At 66.4% G+C, this 25,912-nt stretch carries 27 protein-coding genes; 9 read left to right on the top strand and 18 right to left on the bottom strand.

Annotation, left to right across the window (positions count from 1 at the left end; genetic code table 11):
* Positions 1-20 precede the first annotated feature (20 nt).
* On the top strand, positions 21-1,835 hold the full coding sequence (locus Q0Q48_RS02085) for a type I secretion system permease/ATPase (RefSeq protein WP_295133126.1): 1,815 nt from the start codon (positions 21-23) through the stop codon (positions 1,833-1,835).
* The gene (locus Q0Q48_RS02080) at positions 1,832-3,142 is read left to right on the top strand and encodes an HlyD family type I secretion periplasmic adaptor subunit (RefSeq protein ID WP_295133123.1); all 1,311 of its coding nucleotides are present in this window, start codon (positions 1,832-1,834) and stop codon (positions 3,140-3,142) included. Before Q0Q48_RS02085 ends, Q0Q48_RS02080 begins: the two co-directional genes overlap by 4 nt.
* A 168-nt stretch (positions 3,143-3,310) precedes the next feature.
* Here the strand turns inward: Q0Q48_RS02080 and Q0Q48_RS02075 are convergent, their stop codons facing one another.
* Positions 3,311-4,906 carry a GMC family oxidoreductase N-terminal domain-containing protein gene (locus Q0Q48_RS02075; protein ID WP_295133120.1) on the bottom strand — a complete coding sequence of 532 codons (1,596 nt, stop codon included), beginning with the start codon at positions 4,904-4,906 and terminating at the stop codon, positions 3,311-3,313.
* Between the two features lie 117 nt (positions 4,907-5,023).
* Here Q0Q48_RS02075 and Q0Q48_RS02070 point away from each other — a divergent pair, with 117 nt between their 5' ends.
* Together Q0Q48_RS02070 and Q0Q48_RS02065 are read left to right on the top strand one after the other, a co-directional pair.
* Positions 5,024-5,467, top strand: coding sequence for a hypothetical protein (locus Q0Q48_RS02070; RefSeq protein WP_295133116.1), 444 nt, complete (start codon positions 5,024-5,026; stop codon positions 5,465-5,467).
* Positions 5,468-5,480: 13 nt separating this feature from the next.
* A complete protein-coding gene (locus Q0Q48_RS02065; RefSeq protein ID WP_295133113.1) occupies positions 5,481-6,281 on the top strand; it encodes a glycoside hydrolase family 25 protein in 801 nt (266 codons plus the stop codon).
* Positions 6,282-6,460: 179 nt separating this feature from the next.
* Here the strand turns inward: Q0Q48_RS02065 and Q0Q48_RS02060 are convergent, their stop codons facing one another.
* A complete protein-coding gene (locus Q0Q48_RS02060) occupies positions 6,461-7,678 on the bottom strand; it encodes an aminotransferase class III-fold pyridoxal phosphate-dependent enzyme (protein ID WP_295133110.1) in 1,218 nt (405 codons plus the stop codon).
* A 97-nt stretch (positions 7,679-7,775) separates the two neighbouring features.
* Between Q0Q48_RS02060 and Q0Q48_RS02055 the strand changes: the two genes are divergently transcribed.
* On the top strand, positions 7,776-8,525 hold the full coding sequence (locus tag Q0Q48_RS02055) for an SDR family oxidoreductase (protein ID WP_295133107.1): 750 nt from the start codon (positions 7,776-7,778) through the stop codon (positions 8,523-8,525).
* Between the two features lie 167 nt (positions 8,526-8,692).
* On the opposite strand, the gene ggt is transcribed toward Q0Q48_RS02055, so the two are convergent.
* The 5 genes from ggt to Q0Q48_RS02030 form a co-directional block, all read right to left on the bottom strand.
* Positions 8,693-10,378: a gamma-glutamyltransferase gene (ggt, locus tag Q0Q48_RS02050; protein WP_295133104.1), complete on the bottom strand. Its 1,686-nt coding sequence runs from the start codon at positions 10,376-10,378 to the stop codon at positions 8,693-8,695.
* 176 nt (positions 10,379-10,554) lie between these two features.
* Positions 10,555-11,007, bottom strand: coding sequence for a hypothetical protein (locus tag Q0Q48_RS02045; protein ID WP_295133101.1), 453 nt, complete (start codon positions 11,005-11,007; stop codon positions 10,555-10,557).
* Positions 11,008-11,011: 4 nt separating this feature from the next.
* Positions 11,012-12,175: a phytanoyl-CoA dioxygenase family protein gene (locus Q0Q48_RS02040; RefSeq protein ID WP_295133098.1), complete on the bottom strand. Its 1,164-nt coding sequence runs from the start codon at positions 12,173-12,175 to the stop codon at positions 11,012-11,014.
* Between the two features lie 199 nt (positions 12,176-12,374).
* Positions 12,375-12,674 (bottom strand): GIY-YIG nuclease family protein, encoded by a 300-nt coding sequence (locus tag Q0Q48_RS02035; protein ID WP_295133095.1) that lies wholly within the window; start codon positions 12,672-12,674, stop codon positions 12,375-12,377.
* Positions 12,675-12,758: 84 nt separating this feature from the next.
* The gene (locus Q0Q48_RS02030; RefSeq protein ID WP_295133092.1) at positions 12,759-13,328 is read right to left on the bottom strand and encodes a glutathione peroxidase; all 570 of its coding nucleotides are present in this window, start codon (positions 13,326-13,328) and stop codon (positions 12,759-12,761) included.
* A gap of 173 nt (positions 13,329-13,501) precedes the next feature.
* Between Q0Q48_RS02030 and Q0Q48_RS02025 the strand changes: the two genes are divergently transcribed.
* Positions 13,502-14,884 (top strand): adenylate/guanylate cyclase domain-containing protein, encoded by a 1,383-nt coding sequence (locus tag Q0Q48_RS02025; protein ID WP_295133761.1) that lies wholly within the window; start codon positions 13,502-13,504, stop codon positions 14,882-14,884.
* A 15-nt stretch (positions 14,885-14,899) separates the two neighbouring features.
* Here Q0Q48_RS02025 and Q0Q48_RS02020 read toward each other — a convergent pair whose 3' ends face one another.
* Both Q0Q48_RS02020 and Q0Q48_RS02015 read right to left on the bottom strand, forming a co-directional pair.
* Entirely contained in the window at positions 14,900-15,607 is a 708-nt protein-coding gene (locus tag Q0Q48_RS02020; protein ID WP_295133088.1) for a ribonuclease activity regulator RraA, read from the bottom strand.
* An 84-nt stretch (positions 15,608-15,691) separates the two neighbouring features.
* Entirely contained in the window at positions 15,692-16,075 is a 384-nt protein-coding gene (locus Q0Q48_RS02015; protein WP_295133086.1) for a DUF805 domain-containing protein, read from the bottom strand.
* 273 nt (positions 16,076-16,348) lie between these two features.
* Between Q0Q48_RS02015 and Q0Q48_RS02010 the strand changes: the two genes are divergently transcribed.
* Positions 16,349-16,873: a 6-carboxytetrahydropterin synthase gene (locus Q0Q48_RS02010; protein WP_295133083.1), complete on the top strand. Its 525-nt coding sequence runs from the start codon at positions 16,349-16,351 to the stop codon at positions 16,871-16,873.
* A complete protein-coding gene (queE, locus tag Q0Q48_RS02005; protein ID WP_295133080.1) occupies positions 16,870-17,595 on the top strand; it encodes a 7-carboxy-7-deazaguanine synthase QueE in 726 nt (241 codons plus the stop codon). Before Q0Q48_RS02010 ends, queE begins: the two co-directional genes overlap by 4 nt.
* Before the next feature lie 97 nt (positions 17,596-17,692).
* On the opposite strand, the gene Q0Q48_RS02000 is transcribed toward queE, so the two are convergent.
* Positions 17,693-18,157, bottom strand: a complete 465-nt coding sequence (locus Q0Q48_RS02000) for an SRPBCC family protein (protein ID WP_295133078.1) — start codon at positions 18,155-18,157, stop codon at positions 17,693-17,695.
* An 88-nt stretch (positions 18,158-18,245) separates the two neighbouring features.
* Between Q0Q48_RS02000 and Q0Q48_RS01995 the strand changes: the two genes are divergently transcribed.
* Positions 18,246-18,437 (top strand): hypothetical protein, encoded by a 192-nt coding sequence (locus Q0Q48_RS01995; RefSeq protein WP_295133075.1) that lies wholly within the window; start codon positions 18,246-18,248, stop codon positions 18,435-18,437.
* A gap of 159 nt (positions 18,438-18,596) precedes the next feature.
* Here Q0Q48_RS01995 and Q0Q48_RS01990 read toward each other — a convergent pair whose 3' ends face one another.
* The 8 genes from Q0Q48_RS01990 to Q0Q48_RS01955 all read right to left on the bottom strand — a co-directional run bounded on the left by Q0Q48_RS01990 (position 18,597) and on the right by Q0Q48_RS01955 (position 25,806).
* Complete coding sequence (locus Q0Q48_RS01990) at positions 18,597-19,553, bottom strand: aldo/keto reductase (protein ID WP_295133072.1); 957 nt, start codon at positions 19,551-19,553, stop codon at positions 18,597-18,599.
* 371 nt (positions 19,554-19,924) lie between these two features.
* Positions 19,925-21,046: a hypothetical protein gene (locus tag Q0Q48_RS01985; RefSeq protein ID WP_295133069.1), complete on the bottom strand. Its 1,122-nt coding sequence runs from the start codon at positions 21,044-21,046 to the stop codon at positions 19,925-19,927.
* A gap of 82 nt (positions 21,047-21,128) precedes the next feature.
* Positions 21,129-21,446 carry a DUF6378 domain-containing protein gene (locus Q0Q48_RS01980; protein ID WP_295133067.1) on the bottom strand — a complete coding sequence of 106 codons (318 nt, stop codon included), beginning with the start codon at positions 21,444-21,446 and terminating at the stop codon, positions 21,129-21,131.
* 37 nt (positions 21,447-21,483) lie between these two features.
* Positions 21,484-21,912 carry a hypothetical protein gene (locus Q0Q48_RS01975; RefSeq protein WP_295133065.1) on the bottom strand — a complete coding sequence of 143 codons (429 nt, stop codon included), beginning with the start codon at positions 21,910-21,912 and terminating at the stop codon, positions 21,484-21,486.
* A gap of 55 nt (positions 21,913-21,967) precedes the next feature.
* Entirely contained in the window at positions 21,968-23,095 is a 1,128-nt protein-coding gene (locus Q0Q48_RS01970; RefSeq protein ID WP_295133062.1) for an ImmA/IrrE family metallo-endopeptidase, read from the bottom strand.
* 40 nt (positions 23,096-23,135) lie between these two features.
* Positions 23,136-23,684 (bottom strand): hypothetical protein, encoded by a 549-nt coding sequence (locus Q0Q48_RS01965; protein ID WP_295133059.1) that lies wholly within the window; start codon positions 23,682-23,684, stop codon positions 23,136-23,138.
* A 260-nt stretch (positions 23,685-23,944) separates the two neighbouring features.
* On the bottom strand, positions 23,945-24,643 hold the full coding sequence (locus Q0Q48_RS01960) for an MBL fold metallo-hydrolase (protein WP_295133056.1): 699 nt from the start codon (positions 24,641-24,643) through the stop codon (positions 23,945-23,947).
* Between the two features lie 194 nt (positions 24,644-24,837).
* Entirely contained in the window at positions 24,838-25,806 is a 969-nt protein-coding gene (locus tag Q0Q48_RS01955; RefSeq protein ID WP_295133053.1) for a hypothetical protein, read from the bottom strand.
* Positions 25,807-25,912: the final 106 nt, after the last annotated feature.

Below are 25,912 nucleotides of genomic sequence, written 5' to 3'. Positions count from 1 at the left end.
ATGAGGGACGTGACAGCTGCATGACCCGGGCCCCAACACCTGCCGCAGGATCGCCACGGACCGAACTGGCGGAAGTCCTTCGATCCTGCCGCACGTCCTACATGGGCGTGGCTTTGTTCACGGCCATCCTGAACGTTCTCTATCTCACCGGCTCGTTCTTCATGCTCCAGGTCTATGACCGGGTGCTGCCGAGCCGCAGCGTGCCGACCCTGGTCGCGCTCTGCATCCTGGCGCTCGGCCTCTACGGTTTTCAGGCAATCCTCGACATCGTCCGCAACCGCGTCCTGATCCGGATCGCCGGCGGGTTTGCCGAGGCGCTGGACCGGCGCGTCTATCACCTGCTGGTCAAGCTGCCGCTGCGGGCGCCGCAGATGAACGGCTTCGAGCCGATCCGCGACCTAGACCAGATCCGCGGCTTCATGTCGGGCACCGGTCCCGCGGCGCTGTTCGACCTGCCCTGGATGCCGCTCTATCTCGGCATCTGCTACCTGTTCCATCCGCTGATCGGCCTCACGGCGACGGTCGGCGCCCTCATCCTGGTCGCCATCACCTTCATCACGGAGGTCAAGGTCCGACAGCCCTCGATCGAGGTCTCGTCGCTCTCCGGCCGGCGCACCAGCCTGGCCGAAGCCAGCCGCCGCAATTCGGAAGTGCTGCATGCCATGGGCATGGTTGGGCGGTTCGCGCACCAGTGGGCGGATTACGGACGCCGCTACGTCGCGGCCCATCAGCGGGCCGGCGACATCACCGGCGGCATGGGCAGCTTCTCGCGCGCGCTGCGCATGGCGCTGCAGTCCGCCGTGCTGGCGGTCGGGGCCTACCTCGTGATCAAGCAGCAGGCGACGGCCGGCATCATCATCGCCGGCTCCATCCTCTCGGCGCGGGCGCTGGCGCCGGTCGAGCAGGTGATCGCGCAGTGGCGGGTCTTCGTGTCGGCCCGCCAGAGCTGGCACCGCCTCAACAATCTGCTGGCCCGCATTCCCGAAGACCGGGAGGTCATGGCACTGCCGAAGCCGAAGGCCACGCTGTCGGTCGAAGCCGTCAGCATTGCGCCTCCCGGCGTGAACATGCTGGTCGCCCGCGACATCGCCTTCGGCCTGAAGGCCGGCCAGGGGCTGGGCATCATCGGCCCCAGCGCATCCGGCAAGTCGTCGCTCGCCCGCACCCTCGTCGGCGTCTGGCGACCCGTCAACGGCAAGGTCCGGATCGACGGGGCGACGCTCGACCAATGGTCGTCCGAGGCGCTGGGCGAGCATATCGGCTACCTGCCGCAGGACATGGAACTGTTCTCCGGCACGGTCGCCCAGAACATCGCGCGCCTGGAACCGGAGCCCGACTCGAGGAAGGTGATCGCGGCGGCGCAGGCCGCCGGCGTCCACGAGCTGATCCTCGGCCTGCCCAACGGTTACGAGACCGAGATGGGCGAGGGCGGCACCGCGCTGTCGGCCGGGCAGCGCCAGCGCGTCGGCCTGGCGCGGGCGCTCTACGGCGACCCCTTCCTCGTGGTGCTCGACGAACCCAATTCCAGCCTCGACCATGACGGCGAGGAGGCCCTGACCAAGGCCATCATGTCGGTGCGGGCCCGCGGTGGCATCGCCATCGTGGTCGCCCACCGGCCGAGCGCGCTCGCCGCCGTCGACCAGCTGCTGGTGATGCGCGGCGGCCGGCAGCACGCCTTCGGTCCCAAGGACGCCGTCCTGAAGGAGACGCTGAAGGCCGCGCCGCCACCGGGCCGGCCAGTCCGGCCGGCCAACGGGGCCCAGCCCGTGCCCGTCCCGTCGCCGGCCGTACCCGTCCCGTCGCCGCCGGCGGCGCGGGCGCGCGAGCCGTCATGAAGCAGGACCCGCCCGTGTCGATCCCGGCCATGACCCGCAAGCCTCTGATGGTCGGCGTCGTGTCCTGCCTCGTCCTCGTCTTCGGGATCGGGGGGTGGGCCGTCACCACGCAATTGTCCGGCGCCGTGATCGCGCCCGGCAAGCTCGTTGTCGACACCAACGTCAAGAAGATCCAGCACCCGACCGGGGGCGTCGTCGGCGAGCTGCCGGTCAAGGAGGGCGACCGGGTCAAGCAGGGGGACGTGGTCGTCCGGCTCGACGGAACGCAGGCCAAGGCGAATCTGGGGATCGTGACCAAGTCGCTCGACGAACTGGCCGCCCGCCAGGCCCGCTTCGAGGCGGAGCGCGACAACGACAGGACCGTGGAGTTCCCGCCCGAACTGACCTCGCGGGCCAGCGATCCGGAGATCGCGCGGCTGATGACCGGCGAGCAGAAGCTGTTCGAGATGCGCCGCACCGCGCGCGATGGCCAGAAGGCGCAGCTCCGGGAGCAGATCAAGCAGCTCAATCTCCAGATCGACGGCACCCAGGCGCAGGAAGTCGCCAAGGGCAAGGAGCTGGCGTTGCTCGCGCAGGAGCTGGACGGCGTGCGCACGCTGTGGAAGCAGAACCTGGTGCCGATCAGCCGGGTCACGACCCTGGAGCGCGATTCGGCCCGCATGGAAGGCGAACGCTCGTCGCTCGTCGCCTCGCTGGCGCAGAGCCGTGGCCGCATCGCCGAGCTCGAACTCAAGATCCACCAGATCGACCAGGATCTCAGCACCGAGGTCGGCAAGGAACTGGCCGAGATCCGCGCCAAGAAGTCGGAGATGACGGAGCGCCGCGTCTCGGCCGAGGACCAGCTGAAGCGCATCGATCTTGTGGCGCCGCAGGACGGCAAGGTGTTCCAGCGCAACGTCCATACGGTGGGCGGCGTCGTCCAGGCCGGCGAACCGCTGATGCTGATCGTGCCGGACTCCGACGATCTGATCGTCGATGCCAAGGTGGCGCCGCAGGACATCGACCAGATCCATGTCGGCCAGCACGCCGTCCTGCGCTTCGCCGCCTTCAACCAGCGCACGACGCCCGAGGTCAATGGCGAGGTGATCCATATCGGCGCCGACGTGACGCAGGAAGACAAGGCGACGGAGCCTTACTACTCGGTGCGCATCCGCGTTTCCGAGGGCGAGCTCGCCCGGCTCGGGGGATTGCAATTGCTGGCCGGCATGCCGGTCGAAGCCTTCATCCAGACCACGCCGCGCACGGTCGCGTCGTTCCTGGTGAAGCCTCTGAGCGACCAGATCGCGCGCGCGTTCCGCGGGCGTTGAGGTCTTTTCGTGCCCGACAAGATCACCAGCACCGACCTCATCCTGAGGAGGCCCGAAGGGCCGTCTCGAAGGATGGGCACGAGCACTCCGTCTGTTGCCCATCCTTCGAGACGGCTGCTGCGCAGCCTCCTCAGGATGAGGTCAGTGCGGCTATGAGGCGGAAAGACCCTAAGCCGTATCCCTCATCACCATCTCCGCCGCCTTCTCGCCGATCATGATCGAGGGTGCGTTGGTGTTGCCCGAGGTGAGCGTCGGCATGATCGAGGCGTCGGCGACCCGGAGCCCCTCGATGCCGTGCATGCGCAGTCGCGCATCGACCACGGCCATCGGGTCGGAGCCCATCTTGCAGGTGCCGACCGGATGATAGGTCGTCTCGGCGGCCTGGCGCACCCAGTCGAGGATCTCCTCGTCGCTGTTGCCGTTCGGCCCGGGCGCGATCTCGGTCACCTGCAGCGGCGCCATGGCGGGCGCCGTCATGATGGCGCGGGCGATGCGCACGGCGCGCACGGTCAGTTCGCCGTCGACCGGGGCCGAGAGGAAATTGTAGCGGATCTCTGGTGCCCGCTTCGGATCGGCGGAGACGATGTGGATGGTGCCCTTGCTTTCGGGCCGCATCGGATGGGCGTAGCAGGAGACGCCCGACTGCCGCGCGATGCGCGGCCCGCGCGGGCCGGGCTCGGTGAACATCGGCACCCAGCCCAGCAGCAGGTCGGGCGCCGCGAGCCCGTCGCGCGAGCGCACGAAGGCGCGCAGCGGCGCGCCCACCATCGAGAGAAGACTGTCGCGGTTGAGCGCCCAGCGCAGCGCCTGGTGCACGAGGCCGAGGCCGCGCCCGCGATCGTTGAAGGTGACGCCGCGCCTGCCGATGGTCCATCGCGTGCGCGGCGCATAATGCTCGCGCAGGTTCTCGCCGACGCCGGGCAGCGCATGCCGCACCTCGATGCCCAGCGCGCGCAGCCGGTCCGGCTGGCCGATGCCCGACAGTTCGAGGAGCTGCGGCGAGTTGATCGATCCGCCGCTCACCACGACGGCGCGCGCGGCCCGTGCCTCGCGCGCTTCGCCGGCCACCGAATAGCGCACCCCGGTGCAGCGCCTGCCGTCGAGCAGCAGCCTCTCGGCGAGCGCCCCGGTCTCGATGCGCAGGTTGGGGCGCCGCCGGGCCGGATCGAGGTAGCAGCGGGCCGTGCTCATGCGCCAGCCCGAGGCGATCGTGGCCTGGCTCATGGCGATGCCGTCCTGCTTCGCCCCGTTGTAATCGGGGTTGTGCCGGATCCCGACCTCGCCGGCCGCCTTGATCACCGTGGCATAGAGCGGATTGAGCGGCGGCGGATTGGTCACCTTCAGCGGGCCGGAGCGCCCGCGGAAGCGCTCGTCGCCCTCCTCGTAGCTCTCCATGCGCTTGAAGAAGGGGAGCACGTCCTCGTAGGCCCAGCCCTGGTTGCCCATCTGCGCCCAGGTGTCGAAGTCCTGCGCCTGGCCGCGCACGAAGGCGAGGCCGTTGATGGCGCTGGAGCCGCCCAGCAGTTTTCCGCGCGGCACCGGGATGCGGCGGCCGTTGGTGCTGGGCTCGGGTTCGGAACTGTAGAGCCAGTTGACGGCCGGGTTGGTGATCAACCGCGAATAGCCGACGGGGATGCGTGTCCAGGGATGATCGGCGGGGCCGGCTTCGAGCAGCAGCACCTTGTGGCGCGGGTCGGCCGACAGCCTGTTGGCGACGACGGCGCCCGCCGAACCGGCGCCGACGACGATATAGTCGTATTCCATTGCGGCCAGTATGGCGCGCGGCCGCTCCGCCTGTCGACCGCCGCGACGATGGCCCGGCTTTACGCGGGCCGATGTTTGGGCATGATGCGGCCCCCGACAACCTTGAAGGAAAAAGCCATGCGTGGTGCCACCCTCCTGCTTCCCCTCGGCCTTTCCCTCGCCTGTGCCGCCGGCATCGCGGTCGCCCAGCCGGCCGGGCCGGACATGACGGGCACCTGGACGGGCACCAACAAGAGCATCGTGAGCGGCCTGCCGGCTCACTTCCCGGTGACCGCGCCGGCGACGATCGTCGACGGCAACCGCCTGGTCGAGCTGAAGATCACGGTGAAGATCGACGGGCAGGACGAGGGACGGTTCTGGGGCACGCTGTCCTCGGAGTCGAAGGCCGAGCCGATCATTGGCGTCATCGGATCGGACGGGAAGCGCGTGCGCATGATCGGGCAGGGCGGTTCGGCCATCGAAGGCACCTTGCTCGACGACGGCACGCTCGAACTCTTCTATACTGAGAACCGCGCCGGCGTTTCCGTCGCCGCCACGAACGTGCTGAAGAAAGCGAAGTAGGAACTCCCCCTCGATGATCTCACGGAGAAGCATGCTGGCGGGCGGTCTTGCCCTGCCGGCGCTGGCCGGGTGCGGCGGCCAGCCGACCCAGCCTGTGGCCTATGCCCCCGGCCAGACGCGGCCCGGCCTCGATGCCGTGATCGACATCAGCCACAACGTCACGGTCACCAGCTTCGCCGCGGTCCGCCGCAGCAACATCCTGGCCGTGATCCACAAGGTGACCGAGGGCGGCGACTGGTTCGATCCGTCCTATACGCCGCGGCGGCGCCAGGCCGAGGCGGCGGGCCTGCTGTGGGGTGGCTACCATTTCGGCACGCGCCAGTATTCGGGTGAGCGGCAGGCGGACGCGTTCCTGTCGGCCTGCCAGCCCGGGCCGCAGACCGTGATGGCGCTCGACCTCGAGCCGAACGACGCCAACCCGCGCAACACGATGCGGCTCGACCAGGCCGAGGCCTTCGTGCTGGCCGTGCAGAAGGCCACCGGCCGCCTGCCGATGCTCTACACCCATCCCTCGTGGGCCGATGGCGAGATCTACGGCCGTCGCCGCATCAGCCTCGGCGCCAGTGTGCGGCCGGGCTCGATCCTGGCGCGCTGCGACCTGTGGCTGGCCGATTATCGCGAGGAGCCGCGCCTTCCCATCGCGTGGGCGACCCGCGGCTGGAAGCTCTGGCAGTACGTCGCCGACGAGACCGCCCAGAACTTCGCCTACGGCAGCGAACCGCGCCACGTCGAGGGCGTCGGCCACTGCGACCGCAACATGTACAACGGCGACGCCGCCAGCCTGACCCGCTGGTGGAAGAACGGCGGGCGGTAGGCCGAGCCTCGCTCGGCCTCCTGAGCGTCAGGACATCGCGGAGCGATGTCCGGGAGCGCCGAAGGAAGAGCGATCACACGAAGCTCATGACCCCTGGAGCGCGCCACTCCAGTGGCGCTCATCCCTCGCTTCATCAACGACGCTTGAGCGCCACTGGAGTGGCGCGCTCCAATGAAGACCTACCGCGCCGCCAGCGCCGCGAACGCCTTGCGGGTCGCCTCAAGTGCGAAGTCGATGTCGGCTTCGGTGTGGGCGGTCGACAGGAACATGTTGTGGCGCGGGTGCAGGTAGGCGCCGTGCTTCAGCGCCTCCAGGGTGAAGAAGTTGCCCTTCTCGCAGTCGGGATCGTTGTCGAACAGCACCGTCGGCATCTGCGGCGGGCCGCTCTGGCGCACGCCGATGCCGAACTCGGCCGACTGCGCCGCGATGCCGTCGCGCAGCCGCTGGCCCATGGCGCGCATGTGCGCCGGCCCGTCGACGCTCTCCAGCACGTCGAGCGTCGCCAGTGCCGCCGCCATCGACACGGCGCTGCACCAGAACGAGCCGGTGACGTAGAGCTTCGACGCGGCGTCGCGGTAGCGGTCGTTGCCGGTGACGGCGGCCAGCGCATGGCCGTTGGCGATCGCCTTGCTCCAGGCGCTGAGGTCGGGCTGCACGCCCACCAGGTCCCAGCTGCCGCGCATCGTGAGGCGGAAGCCGGCGCGCACGTCGTCGACGATCAGCGCCGCGTCGTTGGCGTCGCACAGTTCGCGGGCGCGGCGGGCGAAGGCCGCGTCCGGCATCTCCTGGTCCTTGCCGAAATCGTGCTTGAAGGCGGAGACGACGATGCCCGCGAGGTCGTCGCCGGCGCGCTGCACGGCGCTCTCCAAGCTGCCGGTATCGTTGAACTTGAAGGTGAGCATGTGGGCGCGATCCTCGGGCGTCACACCGTACGGGTTCGGCGTGCACCACGGGATGGCGCCGTGATAGGCGCCCTCGGCCACCAGGATCTTGCGCTTGCCCGAGGCGGCGCGCGCCAGGGTCACGCAGGTCGTGGTGGCGTCGGTGCCGTTCTTGCCGAACAGCGCCCAGTCGGCATGCGGGATCAAGCCGACCAGCCGCTCGGCCAGCTCGACCAGCCGCTCCGACGGGCCGTTCAGGCAGTCGCCCGCCGCCATCTGGCGCGCGACGGCCTCGGCCACCACCGGATTGCCGTGGCCGACCACGATCGGGCCCCAGCTGCACATGAAGTCGACGTAGCGCTTGCCGTTCACGTCCCACAGGTGACAGCCCTCGCCGCGTTCGAAGAACTGCGGATAGCCCTCGGGCAGCCGGTCGCTGCGCAGGTGCCCGTACATGCCGCCGGGAATGACCTGCTGGGCGCGCTGTCGCAATTTCTGGTCGGCTGTGAGGGACATCGAACGGGCTCCGCTACGCTGTGAACTGGCCTATATATACCGCACGAACGAGAGCCTGCACCCGGCACGGGTCGCAAGGCAGCCACGGGGGAAACGGATGGATCTCAAGGGAAAGGTGGCCGTCGTCACCGGCGGCAATGGCGGGCTGGGCCAGCGCATCTGTCACGCGCTGGCGGCCGAGGGCTGCCACATCGCCGTCGTCTACGCCAGGAGCGGGGACCAGGCCGAGGGCGTCGCGCGCGACCTCGAACGGCATCAGGTCAGCGCCGCCGCCTTCGCCTGCGACGTGACCCAGCGCGATCAGGTCGACCGGCTGGTCGACGACGTGGTGAAGCGCTTCGGCCGGCTCGACATCCTCGTGAACGACGCGGCCTACAACAAGTCGATCCCCTTCACCGATCTCGACGGCCTCACCTACGAGGAATGGACGAAGATCATCGACATCAACCTGACCGGCCCGATGCTGCTCACCAAGGCGGTTGGCCCCGTGATGAAGCGCCAGGGCGAAGGCCGCATCGTCAACATCGCCTCGGTCGCGGGGCTGGGCCCCACCGGCTCCTCGATCGCCTACGCCGTCTCGAAGGCGGGCCTCATCCATCTCACCAAGTGCATGGCGGTCGCGCTGGCGCCCGAGGTGCTGGTGAACTGCGTCGCCCCCGGCCTGCTCGAAGGCACCCGCGCCACCGCCAACCTGCGCCCCGAGGTGGTCGCCAAGAACGCCAGCGCCTCGCTGCTCGGCAAGCCCGCCGACAAGGACGACTGCGCCGACCAGGTCGTCACCATGTGCCGGACCAACAGCACGACCGGCCAGACGCTGGTGATCGACTCGGGGCGGGTGTTTCATTGAGGGGAGACGACCACACGACCTCATCCTGAGGAGGCCCGAAGGGCCGTCTCGAAGGATGGGCAAATAGGCGCGGTGCTCGTGCCCATGCTTCGAGACGCGCTCCTGCGGAGCGCTCCTCAGCATGAGGTTCGTGGTGGTGCTTCTATCGAACTCGGCGAGACTCTAGACTAAGCCGGCAACACGAACCGCACCCCCGCGCGCGCCAGGCCGCCGCCCAGCGCGGCCGCCGTGCCGTCGGCGCGCCAGCAGGCGGCGCCGGTCATGGTGCCGTCGTCGTGGAACTGGATGGCGTTCATGCCGCCGGCCACGGTCGGCATGATCTTGAGTTTGTGGCCGCGGGCTTCGAGGCCCTGGCGGACCGGGGCGGGGATGCCGTGCTCGACTTCGAGGACGGGGCCCTCGGTCCAGATACGCGGCGCCTCGACGGCTTCCTGCAGGTCCATGCCGTGGTCGATCAGGTTGAGCAGGGCCTGCAGCGCCGAGGGGAAGATCTTGCGGCCGCCGGGCAGGCCCAGCGCATAGCGCACCTTGCCGTCCCGCAGCGCCATCATCGGCGACATCGAGGTCGTGACCCTCTTGCCCGGCGCGATCGACAGCGCGTTGCCGCGGCGCGGGTCGTAGTTGTTCATGTAGTTGTTGGGGATCATGCCGGTGCCGGGCACGATGAAGCGCGCGCCGAACAGGCTGTTGATGGTCTGCGTCGTGCTGACGACGTTGCCCTTGCCGTCGGCCACGGTGAGATGGGTCGTGTCCTGGCCTTCGGCGGCCTGCAGCCCGCCCGTCCACTGCGTCGCGCGGGCGATGTCCAGAAGCTTGCGGCGCTGGTCGGCATAGTCGCGGCTCACGATGCGCTCGACCGGCACCTTCACGAAGTCCGGGTCGCCGCTCGCCTCGGCGCGGTCGGCGAAGGCGATCTTCAGCACTTCGGCCAGCAGGTGCAGCGTGTCGACCGTGCCGAAGCCCATCTTCGCGATGTCGTAGGCTTCGAGGATGTTCAGCATCTGGGCGATGTGCACGCCCGAGGCGGCGGGCGGCGGCGGTCCGAGGATCTCCCAGCCCCGATAGTGGCCGCGGATCGGCGCGCGCTCTTCCACCTTGTAGCCGGTGAGATCGTCGCGGCGCACGAAGCCGCCGGTCTTCTCCATGCATTCGACGAGGAGGTCGCCGAGCGGCCCGCCGTGCAGCGCCTTCTCGCCCTGCTGCGACACCAGGGTCAGCGCCTCGGCATATTGTCCCTGCACCAGCCGCTCGCCGGGCTTCAGCGGTGTGCCGTTGGGCAGCAGCAGGTTGGCGGCGAGCTTGTCCTTCGAGAGATCAGCGCCGGCATCCTTGATGCAGTCCGAGAGATAGGGCGTCACCGAAAAGCCGCGCGCGGCATGGCGGATCGCGGGCTGCATCACGTCGGCGAGGCTCATCGTGCCGAAGCGTTCCAGCGCCAGGCACCAGGCGCGCAGCGAGCCCGGCGTCGCGACCGACTTCGGCCCGACCAGGTTCTCCTGCCCCTCGACGTCATAGACCTCGGGCGCGGCGCCGGGGACCGGCTTGTACATGTCGGGATGGCCCATCTGCGGCACGGCGCTCATGCCGTCGAGGATGCGATGGCTGCCGTCGGCCAGGCGGATGTGGCAGGTCGTGCCGCCGATCAGCCCGACCATCATCGGCTCGACCACGGTCAGCGCAAACTGCATGGCGACCGCCGCATCGACCGCGTTGCCGCCGGCCGCCAGCATTTCCAGCCCGGCCGCCGAGGCCAGCGGATGGTTGGAAACCGCCATGCCCGCAGGCCCGTGCGCCGGCTGCTTCTCGCAGGTGAATTGCGTGCCCGCGCGCTCGCGCCATGTCGACTGGGTCATCCGTGTCCTCGCTGAATGTCGGTGAAATCTCGCACGCGGTTCAGGCGGCGGCTAGCCACCCACCATCTCGTGGAAGGTGAAAGGTCCCTCACGGCGTTCGGGATGACAATTTTGTTTGGAATTGCGCAGTGCGCCGATCAAACAAACGATGTCATCCCGAACGCCGTGAGGGACCTTTACTGCCCCACACGCTGCTCCGCTTCCTCGCAACGCTGCAGCCGGGCGCAGGCGGCTTCGTCGCGGTCGCCCTTGGGGTTGAAGCAGGCGCGGGCGTCGGTCGAGCCGTCGGAGACGATCTTCGTCAGGCGCGCGCGCGACTCCGGCGGGCGCTCGATGTCTAAAAGGCCCTTGCGGGTCAGCACGTTGGCGAAGCGGATGACCAGCCGTTCGCGGGCCCGCATCGCCTCGGGCGCGGACGCCTTGGCGTCGCGGCACCACTGCATCCCCGCCGCCTTGCCGCAGCCCCAGAGCTGCATCTGGCGGAAGCGCTCGGCGAGCTGGCCGTTCACGCCCAGGCAATAGGCGGCGAGGTCGTCGTCGTTCAGGAGCGGTTCGGGGTCCTGCGCCTGTGCTTGTGCCTGCGTCGGCAGGGCGGCAATCACGAGCAGCAGAACGAGGCCGAACCGCATCCCGTCAGATGAACATGTCGAGCTGGTTGTAGTTCTTCAGCACCGCCTCGCGCATCGCCTCGCTCCAGCGGTTCTCGTCCTGGCGGTCGGCGAGCGGGCGATAGACGTAGCTCTTCTCCTGCGGGAAGCGCTGGCGGCGTGCGTCGATGGCGAGCAGCAGGATGCGCAGCCGCCTGTCGATGCGCTCGCCGTCGTAGGTCACGGTCTCGCCGTTCAGCCGCTTCGTCGTGACGTTCAGCACGCGCTTGCGCGGGAAGAAGCCGGCGTTGAGCGTGACCCGGCGGTCGGGCGAGGAGTTGGCGAAGGAGCCGTGCAGCAGCTGGCGGTTGGTGACGATCGTGTCGCCGGCGCCGGCCAGCATCGGCACCGCGCCTTCGATCCGGTCGGAGCCGCTCTCGGCGACCAGCTTGCGGATGTCGGCCTTGCCGTGGCGATGGCTGCCCGGCAGCACCCAGACGCAGTTGCCCGCCGTGCTGGGATAGAGCTGGGTCATGAAGTTGAAGCCGTGGGCGCCCATGTCCCAGTCGGCGGCGTCCCAATGGGTCGTGCCGTCCTGGTGCCAGGCGACCGAGGGGCCGAGGCCGGCTTCCTTGATGAAGGTCACCTCGTTGTAGGGCACGAAGTCGTCGCCCAGGATCGATGCGGCGGCGGCCAGCAGGCCGGGATGGCCGTAGAGCCGGAAGGCGGCGTTCATCAGGTAGAGGTTGCCGTCGAGCAGCTCGACGGTCCAGGCCGGCGCGTCCTCGCTGAGCGTCGGCTGACTCATCGCCACCGGATGGCGGCCATTGTTCTTGGTGGTGCCGCCGAGCGGATCGCTCAAGGGCTTGGCCCAGCGATAGGGCGGCTTCAGCACGCCCTCGCCGAACGCGGGACGGCCGTTGCGGTCGAGCGCGGCACCCGGCTCGACCGGCGCGCGCTCGAGGATGGCATCGACGTCGGCCCGCAGCTCGGCCAGCTCCTCCGGTCCCGCCACGCCCTCGAAGACGTAGAAGCCGTGCGTCCAGTAGGCGTCGAGGATGTCCTGGGCCAGCTTTCCATTGGCATCGAGCCGGATCGGCCCGCGATTGCCCAGCGCCCGCGCGCGCTCTTCGCCGGCGCGGCTGTATTCGGCCATCACCTTTGCATGGTCATCGGCAGTGAGAGGGGCAGCGGCTTCGGCCATCGCCATCGGGACGTCTCCATTATGATTTTAGGCGACGACGATAGCGCGGCCGTTCGGGTACAGCCAAACGTCCCGAAATGGTTCGCCCGCTCTGCGGCTCAAACAACAACCTCATGTTGGCCGGAAATGAATCGATTCAAGCACTTACCTCATCCTGAGGAGCGCCCCGCAGGGGCGCGTCTCGAAGGATGGGCAGCGGGCCAAGTCATTCGCCACCTCTTTTCGCGAGCACCCGAAGCGCCCCGAAATCGCCTTTGATCAGGGCCTCCTTCTTGGCCCGCGACCAGCCTTTGACTTGTCTTTCGACCGCGATTGCATCGGTGATGTTCAGAAAATGCTCCGACCAAACGATGACCACCGGCAGACGTTTGGCAGTATAGCCGCCGTAAGTACCGTTATTGTGTTCGGAAAGACGCCGCTCCAGGCCACGACGCGCCGAGCCGACATAGTAGCTGCCGTCTGAACAGCGAAGCATGTAGACGTGCGCTCCGTCTTCATTGTCCATGGTTCCAGCCAGCTCGACCTTTGCCCATCCTTCGAGACGCGGCCTGCGGCCGCTCCTCAGGATGAGGTGATTGTTTGAACCAATTCAGCTAATGGGGCGGGCCAGCGCCGCCTCGATGGCGCGTTCGAGCTTCGATCCCGTGCCGCTCACGGCGGTGAACCAGTCGATGACCCGTCCGTCGCGGCCGATCAGGATCTTGTGGAAGTTCCAGCTCGGCGTGCCGATCGTGCCGGTCTGCGCCGCGGCCCAGCGATAGAGCGGATGGGCGTTGGCGCCGGACACGATCTGCTTGTCGGCGAGCGGAAAGGTGACGTCGAAGCTCGCCTCGCAGAAGCGCTTGATCTCCTCCTTGCTGCCGGGCTCCTGGCCGCCGAAATCGTTCGACGGCACGCCCAGCACCACGAGGCCCTTATCCTTGTAGCGCCGCCACAGCTCCTCCAGCCCCTTGTACTGGCCGGTGAAGCCGCAGAGCGAGGCCGTGTTGACCAGCAGCACGACCTTGCCGGCATAGTCTTTGGTCGGCAGCGGCCCGCCGCCGATCGATTCGAGCGAGACGGTGGCCCAGTCGACCGGCTGGCGCCCGGCCTGCGACCAGGCTGCCGCCGACAGCAGCGCGCCCGCGACGGCGAAGGCCAGCATGCGCAGCACTTTCATATGCGGCCGCCTGCTTCGCTGGTGTTCGCGCGATCCCGCCTCTTCGTCATCGATGGCCTCCTGGGCTGCCAAGGGTATCGCATGGGACGGGGTGTGTCGTCCCGGCGGCCCTGTACCGGCCGCGGGTCCCCCGCCATGCTGCTGTCCGGTGGCGTTCGTGAGAAGGGGGCGTGATGGTGTCGTCCGGTCCAGCTGAAGTCTTTCGTAGCCTGTGGTTTCGGAGCGCCGAGGAGCGGCTCGCCTCGCCCGAGAACCCCTTCCTGCTGGAGGCGCTGCGCAAGGAGAAGCTCGAAGGGCAGCGGATCGCCGCCTGGGCGCGCACGGTCGCCCTCGGGGCGAGCGGGGTCCTGATCGCGTTCCAGAACGCCAGCTGGAGCATGCTCTATTTCCACGGGCTGCTGCTGGTCTTCATCGCGCTGGGCTGGGCACAGCTCCGCTTCGCCACGGTGGGCCGTTCCCGCATCGAGCTGCTGCTGATCCTGGCCGACCTCGTCCTGCTGGCGGTGGCGCTCACGGTGCCGAATCCCTTCGTGGCCGAACGCTTCCCGACGGCGATGATCTTCCGCTTCGAGACCTTTCCCTATTTCTTCATCATCCTGGCGCTCGCGACGCTCGCCTATTCATGGCTGACCATCCTTTCGATCGGGAGCGCCGTCGTGGTGATCTGGCTCGTGTCGGTGCTGGGCGTCGCCCTGTTCGGCAGCACCGACCCGGAGCTGGGCGCCCGGGTTGCCGCCGCCTTCGCCGACATGCCGGTCCTGCGGGGGATCGTCGACCCGAACGCCGTGGTCTGGTCGATCCGCGCGCAGGAAATGCTCATCTTCTTCCTGGTGGCGGCGATCCTCGCGCTGCGCGGGCAGCGATCCAACGCGCTGCTGATCCGCCAGGCCAATGTCGCCGCGGAACGTGCCAACCTCTCGCGCTACTTCCCGCCGTCGATGGTCGACGAACTGGCCGCCGCCCGCAGCGACGTGGGCGCGGTGCGATCCCAGGACGTCGCGGTGCTGTTCGCCGACATCGTGGGCTTCACCAAGCTCGCCGAGCGCGAGACGCCGGAGACGGTGGTCGAGCTTCTCCGGCGCTGCCACGGCGTCATCGAGCAGGCGATCTTCTCCAACGGCGGCACGCTGGACAAATACCTGGGCGACGGCGTGATGGCGACCTTCGGCACGCCGCAGGTCTCGCCCGCGGACTGCACCAACGCGCTCGCCGCCGCCCGCGACATCGTCCAGGGAATCGCCGCCGCCAACGCCGAACTGGCGGCCGCCAGGCTGCCGCCGCTCAGCATCTCGGTGGGCGTCCATTTCGGGCCGGCGATCCTCGGCAACATCGGCTCGGAGCGGCGGCTGGAATTCGCGACCCTGGGCGACACGGTGAACGTGGCGAGCCGGCTGGAGGCGGCGACCCGCGCGCTGGGCTGCCGCATCGTCGCCAGCGACGCGGTGGTGTCGCGGGTCGGCGACGCCACCGGCAGAGATGTGACCGGTGGCTTCCGTCGCGTCCCGGCCCTCAGCCTGCGCGGGCGGGAAGCGCCGATCGACGTCTGGGTCGCCTAGCCGGGCGGTGACAGCCTATTTCTTGGTCGCGGCGTAGCGCGCCTTGGCTTCGTCGTTCGGCGGATAGAGGCCGGGCAGCGGCACGCCGCGCTCGACCTCGGACATGATCCAGCCTTCCAGCCGCTCCTGCTCGGTGCCTTCCTTGGCGACCGCCTCGACCAGCGCCTGGGGGATCAGCACCGCGCCGTCATCGTCGACCACGACCACGTCGTTGGGGAACACCGCCACGCCGCCGCAGCCGATCGGCTCCTGCCAGCTCACGAAGGTGAGGCCGGCGACCGAGGGCGGGGCCGCGGCGCCCTGGCACCAGACCGGCAGGCCGGTGCCCAGCACGCCCGCAATGTCGCGCACCACGCCGTCGGTGATCAGGCCCGCGACGTTCTTCTTCTTCATGCGCGCGCAGAGGATGTCGCCGAAGATGCCGGCATCGGTGACGCCCATCGCATCGGCCACGACGATCGCGCCCTCGGGCATCGCCTCGATGGCGGCGCGGGTCGAGATCGGCGACGACCAGCTCTCCGGCGTGGCGAGATCCTCGCGCGCCGGCACGAAGCGCAGGGTGAAGACGCGTCCCACGAGACGGCCCTGGCCCGGCTTGATCGGCCGCGTGCCGCGCATCCAGACGTTGCGCAGCCCCTTCTTCAGCAGGATCGTCGTGATGCTGGCGGTGGTGATCTTCGACAGGGTGTCGTGGAGCTCTTTCGAAAGGGGCGTCGTCTGCACGGTGTCTCCGTTTCTCTGGGATTCTGAAATCCGGCGGAGAATAGGCGACGCGCCGCGGCGCGGCCATGACCGATTGAGAAAACGTCAATAGCCCAGAGGATCGGGGCCGAACCGGTTGGGTCCGACCGTGCCGCGCAGGAAGCCGAGCTCGACCAGGAGCCAGATCACGCCGATGAATGGTATCAGCGAGATGAAGATGAACCAGCCCGACCTGTCGCGGTCGTGGCAGCGCTTCACGGTCACGGCAAGGCTGATCCAGTACAGGGGAAGGAACAACAACCCGACAAGGTTCATCGTCCTGGAGGCGTCCTGAATGGCGTCCATATCCTGTGCCTCCATCGCCGGGTAGACGAGAAGGGCGAACAAGGTGACCATGATCGGAAACTGGATGGCCGCCAGGGCAAGATGCACGTACCAATAGGGCGCGCGGTTGAGGCGGCCCTGAAAGCTGAACAACAGACTCTTCAATTTTGACTCCCCCGATGCTCGCAATCCGAGCAATTCAAGTCTGGCACGTCATCGGGCCGTGTGCCTAGGCCAACCGCGAGCGGTGCCCTGTCGCCGCAGCAAGCTTCACACGCTGCGAAGAGACGGCACCATGCCGCGCCGGGGACGGCTTCCCCCGGCGGCCGGGCTGGGGCAGAAGGGCCGCGTCGGCGCCCCGCGCCGGCCCGGTCGTAGTCCCACCCGGTCAAAACAGGAGCCCCCGATGATCGACTTCGCGTCCCGAGCGCGCGGCTGATGTTCAGCCTCGTCTTCACCCGGCGTTACAGCATGGCGCACCGGCTGATCGCCGACGCCCACAGCAAATGCGCCATTCCCCACGGTCACAACGAACAGGTGATCGCCCGCATCCAGCCTGTCGCGCCGCAGCGCCTCGACGGCGACGCCAACATGGTGGCGCCCTTCGACCGCGCCAAGGCGCGCTGGCACCGCTGGATCGACGACCGGGTCGACCATGCCTTTCAGCTGGACGAGCGCGACCCGATGATCGACTGGTTCCGCACGCACGAGCGGGAGCGCCTGTCGCGCCTGCTGGTGACGCCCGGCGATCCCACGACCGAGATGCTGGCCGCCTGCTTCATGGCCAAGCTCAACGCTTTCCTCGCGGCCGACGGCAACGATCTGCATTGTGTCGAGCTGACGGTCGAGGAGACGCCGACCAACGCCGTGACCCTCACGGGCGATCCCGCCGACGCGTTGCCTCTTCGCCGCGATGGCTGGTGGCGCCGCGCCGACGACAGCATCAACGATCTCGCGGCATGAGCGCGATCCGCATCTCCGAGATCTTCGGGCCCACGGTGCAGGGGGAGGGCGCGCTGATCGGCAAGCCCACCGTGTTCGTGCGCACCGGCGGCTGCGACTATCGCTGCACCTGGTGCGACACGCTCTATGCCGTGCTGCCGGAATACCGCCACGACTGGCGGCCGATGGCGCCCGACGCGATCCTCGCGAAGGTCGACGAACTGACCGGCAGCGCGCCGGTGCTGGTGACGATCTCGGGCGGCAATCCCGCGATCCAGTCGCTCGGGCCGCTGATCGAGCAGGGCCACCTACGCGGCCATCGCTTCGCGATGGAGACCCAGGGCAGCGTCGCCGCCGCCTGGTTCGCGATGCTCGACCATCTCGTGCTCTCGCCCAAGCCGCCTTCGTCCGGCATGGCGACCGACTGGAGCGCCTTCGACGCCTGCCTCGCCGCCGCGAACGGCGGGCCGCAGACCGTGCTCAAGGTCGCGGTGTTCGACGAGGCCGACTACGCCTTTGCCCGCGCCGCCGCCGCGCGCCATCCGTCGCTGCCGGTCTATCTCTCCATCGGCAACCACACGCCTGGCGAGCCCAACGAGGCCGGCCGCGACGGCGTCGACCAGCAGGGCCTCATGGCCCGCTTCCGCTGGCTGGTCGACCGGGTGGCGCAGGACCGCTGGTTCGACGCGACCGTGCTGCCGCAGCTGCACGTGCTGGCCTGGGGCAACGAGCGCGGGGTGTAGCGCAAAGCCTTTCAAGGGAGCGCGCCACTCCAGTGGCGCTCGAGCAAGGCATGAGCGCCACTGGAGTGGCGCGCTCCAAGGAGCTACCGGCTCAGGCTCACCCCGGAATTTCCGGCTGCACCAGCTGCGCCAGCAGGGTCAGAGACTCCTGCCAGCCGAGGTAACAGGCCTCGGTCGGGATGACGGCGGGGATGCCCTCCTGCACGATCTCGATCTCGGTGCCTACCGACACCTTGCGCAGGACGATCGTGGTCTGCATCTCGCCGGGCAGGTTGGGATCGTCGAATTTGTCGGTGTGGCGAATGCGCTCGTTGGGCACCAGCTCGACGAAGGTGCCGCCAAAGGAATGGCTGTTGCCCGACGAGAAGTTGGTGAAGGACATGCGGTAGCCGCCGCCCACCCGCGCATCCATCGAATGGACGTGGCCGGTGAAGCCGTGCGGCGGCAGCCACTTGGCCATGGCGTCGGCGTCGAGGAAGGCGCGGTAGATGCGCTCCGGCGGGGCGGTCAGCACGCGGTGCAGGCGGACGGTTCCGGTCTCGGTCGTGGTCTCGGTCGCCATGGGGTCTGATCCTCCTTCTGCGATCAGTCTCCCCCGGCCGGCGGCCGCCTTCAAAATAGGTTCACTATTGGCTGGCATTAGTTCCGTCGTGCCGACCAAGCTCATCGACGTCTTCCTGCGCGACGAATTTCTCCGCTCCTATTCGATCGTGCTGGGCTTCGTGAACGCCCCGATCTTCGACCAGGATTACGTCGACCGCGCCCGCGCGCAGATGCAGGCCGACGGCTGGTCGGCCGAGGAAGTCCGCCAGGCCCGCTTCGTCATCCGCGACGAGGACTGAGGGAATTCTTCCGCGCGCCTCCGTCGTCTCGACCGTAGCCTCGCGCAGCGAGGCGAAGCGGAGAGACCTTCTCTCCACCAAAAGCCGGCTAATCGTTGAGAGAAGGTCTCTCCACTCCGCTTCGCTCCGGTCGAGACGACGGGTATGTCTTCCCGGCCCTCAGGCCTTCACCGGCCCCGGCAGATCGAGCCCGACGCCGCTCAGGTGCCCGAACGTCCGGTGCAGCCGCTCGACCACCGGCGCGGGCAGCGGCGGGCGCAGGATCGACTCGATATTGGCCTTCACATGCGCCCGGTTGCCGGTGCCGAACAGGATCACGTCGGCGCCCTTCTCGTGGCGCGCATAGCGATAGGCCGCATCGGTGATGCTCGCCGCGCCGCCCTCGGCGACGAGGAAGGCGAGGGGATCGTCGCCGCCGGCCAGCACCGACGCATCGAGCCGCCCGTCCTCGACCAGCTTCGCGAACACGGCGCGGCGGTAGGCGTCGTTGCTGAAGATGTTGCGCACGACGAACATCAGCAGGGTGCCGATGCCGCGCCGCGCGGTCACCGGGAACACCCTGGTGCGCGCGCCCTGGTTCACCAGGCTGTAGGCCAGCATGACGACCTCCCACGGCGCCTCCTCGACGGCGCGGGAGAGCATCGCCTGCTCGGGATCGCGCGGCCCCGTCTCGGTGAGGCCGACATGGCGCACCTTGCCCTGCTCCTTCAGCCGCAGCAGCGCCGGCGCCAGCACGTCGCGATGATGCTCGTAGGCAGCGGGACCGACCGCGTGGAAATGGAAGACGTCGACATGGTCGAGCCCGAGCCGCTTCAGCGACGCCTCGACCTTCCGCGTCACCGTCTCCGCCGTGTCGCCCTCCTTGAACAGCGCCTTGGTCGAGATCACCAGCTTGTCGCGGTCATAGGCTTTCACCGCCGCGCCCACGATCTCCTCGGTCCCGTAGGCTTCGGCCGTGTCGAGGAAGTTGACCCCGAGATCGATCGCCGCCCGCGCGACCCCCACGCACTCGTCGAAACTCGCCCCGCGCCCCAGCCCGAGCCGGCTGTTGCCGCCGCAGCCGAGCCCGGCGACGGAGACGGTGAGGCCGGTGTTTCCGAGGGGGCGGTAGTGCATGTGAGTTCCCAATTCGGGGACGATCGAAGCGGCGGGCTTGCCTTGCAGCTAGGCTTACGCGACAGCCCGAGTGGATTTACGTTTGCCGCAGACCCCCTGATGAAGTCCCCGACAGTCTTTTGACGACGAAAAGAAAGCTTGAGGACTCCTTCCGGGCGCCACAATCTCTAAGAGAATTAGCTCCGCAATAGGGGGCATTTTTGTTGTCTCGCAATCATCCGATTCTCAAGGAAGTTCGCCGAACAGAGGTTTGTCGCAGTGCTTCATGGCCATCCGAAAAGCACGCCAATCTGAGGCTTCACAAAGTGACTTCTCTTGACGAGTGAGACCTGTCGCATAGGCGATCCGCCAGCCTTGATGTCCGTCTCGATCTAGACGATCGCCCGCTCGATCATCGCTTGAAGCAATTCGTTACGAACGAGCAGCTTGCCGTTGAGAATGACTTCCCCGAACGTGTCATCGATTATCCGATCCATGCCGTCATGTACGTGAACGTGAATTCCAAATTCCTGCGGTCGACTCGCCGTCCAGACAATCGCAGGCGTTGATGCCCAAATCGTGTAACTGTGTCCCTTGTGGTCGTCGAGATTTAGCACTCGATTGGCTGTCAAGCATGAGAGATTGCTCGCCGTCCGATCATGGAGCGGCTTTAATGGCGTCGATATGATCGCTGTTTTGCTCCAGGTACTGTCTCGGCCACAATTTGCGCAGAAGTGCTTGCGATGTGGCGTCTTTCCAAATGTTCCAAGGTCCAGATGAGGGTGGCCACAGTTTGAACAATCAATGCAGCCCAATTCCTTGCCTGATTCCAATGCGCACACGAAGTCGAACGCCGCTGGTGGGGTGATATCAACTCGTATTGTATCTTCGCGTCCGAACAGTCCGACCTGCGTGGAGTAGGCGGTGCTTACGACTGCGAAATCCTTGTCTATGCGTTTCCGGGCGCCAGGCTTGTCACGAACATGGACGTGTATCTTCGGTGGTCGTGGACTTATCTCAGCGGTCGAAAGTGCAGCAGGCAGAGAGCACCAAACGCCGACTTCCGCATACTCGTCGAGATCTACAGTGTAAGGGTGAAGCTCATAATTCATCAGCTGGTTATGGTTTGAGCATTGTAGAACACCTGAAGCATCTAGAGCAGCGAGATCCGACTTGATTCCCCAGTGGCTCTGATGGGTCCGGCACCACCACCGATCCGCGCCGTGCCGATACTTTCCTGCATAAACAAAATCGCAGGGTAGAGTGACGTCTTCGGCGCGCTTCCTCGCGAATTGATTGAGAAGCTCAGGTGATTGAATCTCGATATTTCCCAAGGTTCGCCCGTGTGCCCAGCAAATGGCACCGCGCTCTCGCGATCCCCGCTCTGAATCCATCACCAAAGGCTGCTCATCGGCGATCTTGCGGACGAGCGTCCTCTCCGCCCCGGGGCCGTCTTTGGCCCACCAGAGCTCGACAGTCCCCGACGTAGGGCTGATCTTTCTCTCTACGAACATCTACTTCCTCACGCCGCGTCCGATAGGTATGGAGATCGAGACTAGATTGGTAAGCCTACGCCCTGAAATTCAACAACGGCGGTCAAGCTGGCGCGGCAGAAGGGGCAACAGAAGTGCGGTCGTCCAGCAGCATCACCCCACAACGTGCGTAACCAGCCACATCTACCCAAGAATCGATGTGACTTGGAGTTTGCACCAAGCGGGCGATCTTCGTGACTACCATCGCTAAGATTTCCCGAATCTGTGGATCTTGGCATTCATCGACTATGGCTCGCATGGCGGCGATGCGCCGGTAGGTGTCGGCCGGCGCGCCGTATATGTCGCGTCGATCTAGGGTCACCGTGGCGTAGGCGGCGTCGAACTGCTCCAGAAGGGTCTGTGCACGTTCACTTTCGCTCATGCTGCTTTCTCTCCCCGTTGGTTCTGTGTTGCTCGGCTCACGTTGGCGCGCTGATGCAGAAAAAGTCGCTCTCTAGCTGGGGCAAGAACCCGCCACTGTCCCGCATTGAAAGGTAGCCCGCAAACGCGTCGGTGCACTTTATCAGCGAGGCTTCAACCGCAAGCTTCAGAAGTCGCAGGCTGCCGAAAACTTTCGCGGCGCCCAGCATGTTGGACGCGAGCCGCCGAGCCGGTCCGTCGTCGGTGCAGAACGCACGGTCAGTGGCCTCGCACACTGCGATGGATTCTAGTTCGCCATCGCCGATATCATTTTCAGCTACGAGGTCCAGGAAGCGATCTGTCGAAATCTCGCTGTCGGGCACAAAGTGAATGCGCCCTGCCGCCTCCAAGGCGAGAATTTCGGCGGCGCAACCTAGTCCGCATTCAGAGACGACGATCGGCGAAAGTGCGATCTCGGTGTTCGGCAAATCACAAACGATTGCGAGCTTTCCGCAATTGTGGAGATTTATCGCTGCGCAGGCGTCAATGAGTAGACGCACGTCGCTCGCCCGTCGATGCGTGGGTGCTATAAATGCTTTCTATCGACATACCGAGGCGGTCAGCGATCCACGATGGGGAAGTCTCGCCGCTTGCTACGCTTTGGTGGACAAACTTCATGAGGATGGGAGAGACGGCGTCGAAGTGCACGGCTTGCCTCGGCGGCAGCTTCAGTGCTTCCGCCCGCTTCTCAGGATTCTTGTGATGCTGGCGCAAGTACTCAGCTAGCGACACCGCGCCACCGCTGGGTAGCAAATCGAGGGCCTCGCACCGCCGCGCGGCGACATCAAAGGATACGCCGTACATTCGGGCTAAAATGAGAATCTCGACGTCGCCAATCTCATCGCTCGTCGCGCGGATTGCTTCGCGTACCGCTTGGAGCGTAGCGCCTACAGTTTGAGGCGGCAGGAGAAATGCCGATGAAAATGCATCGGCGAAGCTTTCCGATCGGTTGCGAAAGGTCCCAATGTTGGTCGCGAGATCGAGGTGCGCGGATTGCAAGGAATGGTGAGCAACTACATGGCCGAGTTCATGGCCCAGCGTGAATAGCATCCTCGCTGGAAAGCGCGGTGAAACAAAAACAAAGAGATAGCCGCCCGCTGCGACGGACGCTCCCTCATACTTAGAGTTTTTGAGTTGGCTGACGATCAGGCCGTCGAGCTTGCGCAAGCGCTGCGGAAGATCGATCGCGGGGCTGTCCATCTCACCTGGATAGATGAAGGCGCGCAGTTCTGAAGCCAGGCGCTCTGCTTCATCGTAGGATTCTTGTCCTTGAAGTCCGAACTCGTTGAGCCAATCAGGAAGGCGTTCGCGAGCCGGTAGGACTTTGAGCGCGGCATCCACAAACCCTGCCAAGCGATCAAGGGTGGGCTCTCGCTCTACACTCGCAACTCCAGGCGACCGGAAGCGAGTCCCGAACTTCTGATTGGCCGCCGGCGATCCGGCCGACGTGAAGTCTCGCATTGACAGCTTGAGACCGCGCGCCAAGGCTCTCAGTTCCGACGCCGCAACTTGAGAACCGCCCAGAATCTCCTGCACGCGCTCAGGCTTCAAACGAGTGCGTGATGCGATCTCGTTCGGCTGGAGCAAAAGCGCTCGAAGGGTGGCGGCCACGTTTGCCATTTCAGGCTGACTGGGCCTTGATCCCACGTAGTCAGTCAAGCGTCTTCATGATTTGCGCTTCGTCGAGCTTGGCCCAACGCCCCATGACATCGATAACTCGATTGGCGCGTGGTCGCTCAAGAATAGAAGATAGGCGGTCCAGGGTTTCGCTTCGGCCGCGAGCGACTTCCTCAGGCGTTTCCAGTGCCACAGGATTAACGCCAACCAGGTAATTTTCGACCCGGCGAGCGAAATTTTTGGAGCTATGAGTATCTAGCGGATGCTGGTTTCCTGCGCTATCCACCAGGATGTTTCCCACCAGCTTGCCGTTGGCGTCCATTTTCAGTCGGTTCTCGGGAAACCGCTTATAGGCAGCTAATGCGCTAATTTTTTCAGCCACTTGGAAGCCGCCTACGACGTACTGCTGTACGCCTTTAGTAGTCCCGCTAATTACGAAGACATGATCGCCAGCCTGCACCAAGCGCCGGATGGGCGGCATGCACCCGCCGAGCGTTGGGGGGCGGCGGAAAATTGGATCATTCAGGTTCTTGTTTCGCTCAGGGTCTGCCCTAGGGCTGCTAATATAGATGTAGCCTTTCACAAACTACTCCTCCCGGTGGTTGTAAGGAGGTTAGACTTACTCCAGCTAGAAGAGAAGCCCTTGGCGGCTTCGATTGACGACGTTTAAGATAGGTTGTTGTACTGAAATCTAGCGTGGCAACACCGCGCCGCCGTCCGGAAAGTCTGCTCAATCACCTTTGTTCAGGTCGAATAACTTGAGCGTGCCTGTTCCAGTTAGCTGAAGCCAAATGCGGAGGCAGCCTCCCTCGGCGAACGCGACCGACGCATGCTTGCGACGCGTCAGTAATACTCCGCCAACCCCTCCAACGCCTTTGTCCCATCGCCCTTGAACGTCGGACCGTGCATCAGCGCAATCGTCGTTGGCTTCAGCGCGGCCAGCCGTCGTAGCGTCGGCGCGGCCATCGGCGTTGGCGGCATGAAGGGCAGGCGCTCGGCGACCGCGATGGCGGGGGCGACGATGTCGCTTTCGGTGGTGGGATCGGCGGGGCCGGTCTGGGTGAAGAGGTCGCTGCTGAACAGCGTGCCGGTCGTCTCCTCGTAGATCAGGCCGGCGTCCCAGTTGTGCGGCACGTGCGGCGTGTCGAGCCAGCGCACTTTCTTTCCGCCGAGGTCGAGCACCTCGTTGTCCTTGAGCGTGCGCGGCGGGCGGTCGGCCATGTCGCTCAGCCAGATGTTGCAGCCGGTCAGGCCGTGCGCCGGCTGGGCGTTGGGGGCGGCGGCGAGCCACTGGTTCAGCGCGCCGCTTTCGTCGCCCTCGACATGGGAGCAGGTCGTCCAGCGCAGCTTCGTCAGCGGGATCACGCGCTTCACCGCCTCGACGATCAGCGGGAAGAGGCTGCGCTGGCCGTAGTGGAAGAGCAGCGGCTCGTCGGCGTCGATCAGGAACTGGTTGAAGGTGAAGCCGGTCGGTCCGACGGCGGGCACGAAGGTCGAGAGCCGATAGATGCCGGGGGCGATTTCGGCTATGGTGGTTCTCATCGCGGTCTCCTTTCGCGGGCCGTTGGAAACGCCGACGTTCGGGCCAACAAACGAAACGAACGAAATAAACGAAACAATCGAAATGAGTGTCGCACCCCCTCGGCGATAACCGATCGCGCAATCATATTGCGTGCTTTTCGGTCGAGGAGACGGGATATTTCACATACGATAGCCTTGGGGGATGAGCGGAGCTGTTACGGCAGCGGTTGCCAGATCGTGCTGCGGACCTCGCCGAACTCGCGCGGCAGCTTGGTCCAGCTCTCGCCGCCGTCGGTCGAGCGGAAGAGCTGGCCGAGGTTGGAGCAGACGAAGATCAGCTTCGGGTTCGAGGGATGCGTCGCCACCGTCCACGGCGTCGAGTTGAGCTCCCCCGGCAGGTTGGCGTCCGTCCAGTGGGCGCCGTGGTCGGTGCTGCGCAGCAGCCGTCCGGTCGAGCCCGGCGGGCCGTTGCCGTTGGTCAGGAACACCGTCGCGTCGCCGTCGGCGCGGGGCACGATGGTGCGGGTGTACTGCCAGGGCGAATCGAGTTCCTGGAAGGCGAAGGTCTCGCCATTGTCGCGGCTCACGTTCAGGCCGCGATTGGTCGTGGCATAGACCAGCTTGCTGCCATTGCGGATAACGGCGAGGCCGTGAATGTCCTCGGAGTTGATGCCCTGGCCCACCTTCTTCCAGCTGCGGCCGCGATCGGTCGAGCGGTGCACGCCATCGATCTCGACGCCGGCCCACAGCGTGTCCTTGTCGACCGGATCGAACAGGATCTGCGTCACCCTCGGCTTGCCCACGAAGATGCAGGCGTCGGCGAAGGAGCCTTGCGCGGGCGTGAAGCTCTTGCCGCCATCGGTCGAGACGAAGATCGCGGCGGGCTGCGTGCCGACCACGATGAGGTTGGGATCGTCCGGCGCCTGCGCCATCGCCCAGATGTCGTACTCGTCCAGCACCGAGGGCAGGTGCGTCCACTTCTGGTCGGTCTCGTTCCAGCGGTAGAGGCCGGAGTCGGTGCCGGCCAGCACTTCGCCCGGCCGCTGCGGATGCGCCGACAGCGCCCAGACGCGCGCCTCGAGATAGAGGCCGGATTCGATATAGGGCCGGATCCAGGTCTCGCCGTCGTCGCGGCTGAACCACACCGACATGCCGGCCGTACCGACACAGAGCAGGTTGGGCATTCGAGTCCTCCGTTCGGGCGCCCTCTTTGTGGGGCTGCCGCGTATGACTAAAGGTCCCTCGCTGCGCTCGGGATGACAACTGTTTCTGAACGGGCGCACGGCGCCA

The sequence above is a fragment of the uncultured Reyranella sp. genome (genome assembly GCF_945957355.1).
In the GTDB taxonomy this organism is placed as follows: Bacteria; Pseudomonadota; Alphaproteobacteria; order Reyranellales; family Reyranellaceae; genus Reyranella.
This window is presented reverse-complemented; position numbering and strand designations above follow the sequence as displayed.

Bases quoted from the DNA above. Each gene is read 5' to 3' on its own strand.
- Q0Q48_RS02085 (WP_295133126.1), top strand. From the start codon at position 21: ATGACCCGGGCCCCAACACCTGCCGCAGGATCGCCACGGACCGAACTG.
- Q0Q48_RS02080 (WP_295133123.1), top strand. From the start codon at position 1,832: ATGAAGCAGGACCCGCCCGTGTCGATCCCGGCCATGACCCGCAAGCCT.
- Q0Q48_RS02075 (WP_295133120.1), bottom strand. From the start codon at position 4,906: ATGGAATACGACTATATCGTCGTCGGCGCCGGTTCGGCGGGCGCCGTC.
- Q0Q48_RS02070 (WP_295133116.1), top strand. From the start codon at position 5,024: ATGCGTGGTGCCACCCTCCTGCTTCCCCTCGGCCTTTCCCTCGCCTGT.
- Q0Q48_RS02065 (WP_295133113.1), top strand. From the start codon at position 5,481: ATGATCTCACGGAGAAGCATGCTGGCGGGCGGTCTTGCCCTGCCGGCG.
- Q0Q48_RS02060 (WP_295133110.1), bottom strand. From the start codon at position 7,678: ATGTCCCTCACAGCCGACCAGAAATTGCGACAGCGCGCCCAGCAGGTC.
- Q0Q48_RS02055 (WP_295133107.1), top strand. From the start codon at position 7,776: ATGGATCTCAAGGGAAAGGTGGCCGTCGTCACCGGCGGCAATGGCGGG.
- ggt (WP_295133104.1), bottom strand. From the start codon at position 10,378: ATGACCCAGTCGACATGGCGCGAGCGCGCGGGCACGCAATTCACCTGC.
- Q0Q48_RS02045 (WP_295133101.1), bottom strand. From the start codon at position 11,007: ATGCGGTTCGGCCTCGTTCTGCTGCTCGTGATTGCCGCCCTGCCGACG.
- Q0Q48_RS02040 (WP_295133098.1), bottom strand. From the start codon at position 12,175: ATGGCGATGGCCGAAGCCGCTGCCCCTCTCACTGCCGATGACCATGCA.
- Q0Q48_RS02035 (WP_295133095.1), bottom strand. From the start codon at position 12,674: ATGGACAATGAAGACGGAGCGCACGTCTACATGCTTCGCTGTTCAGAC.
- Q0Q48_RS02030 (WP_295133092.1), bottom strand. From the start codon at position 13,328: ATGAAAGTGCTGCGCATGCTGGCCTTCGCCGTCGCGGGCGCGCTGCTG.
- Q0Q48_RS02025 (WP_295133761.1), top strand. From the start codon at position 13,502: ATGGTGTCGTCCGGTCCAGCTGAAGTCTTTCGTAGCCTGTGGTTTCGG.
- Q0Q48_RS02010 (WP_295133083.1), top strand. From the start codon at position 16,349: ATGTTCAGCCTCGTCTTCACCCGGCGTTACAGCATGGCGCACCGGCTG.
- queE (WP_295133080.1), top strand. From the start codon at position 16,870: ATGAGCGCGATCCGCATCTCCGAGATCTTCGGGCCCACGGTGCAGGGG.
- Q0Q48_RS02000 (WP_295133078.1), bottom strand. From the start codon at position 18,157: ATGGCGACCGAGACCACGACCGAGACCGGAACCGTCCGCCTGCACCGC.
- Q0Q48_RS01990 (WP_295133072.1), bottom strand. From the start codon at position 19,553: ATGCACTACCGCCCCCTCGGAAACACCGGCCTCACCGTCTCCGTCGCC.
- Q0Q48_RS01985 (WP_295133069.1), bottom strand. From the start codon at position 21,046: ATGTTCGTAGAGAGAAAGATCAGCCCTACGTCGGGGACTGTCGAGCTC.
- Q0Q48_RS01980 (WP_295133067.1), bottom strand. From the start codon at position 21,446: ATGAGCGAAAGTGAACGTGCACAGACCCTTCTGGAGCAGTTCGACGCC.
- Q0Q48_RS01960 (WP_295133056.1), bottom strand. From the start codon at position 24,643: ATGAGAACCACCATAGCCGAAATCGCCCCCGGCATCTATCGGCTCTCG.
- Q0Q48_RS01955 (WP_295133053.1), bottom strand. From the start codon at position 25,806: ATGCCCAACCTGCTCTGTGTCGGTACGGCCGGCATGTCGGTGTGGTTC.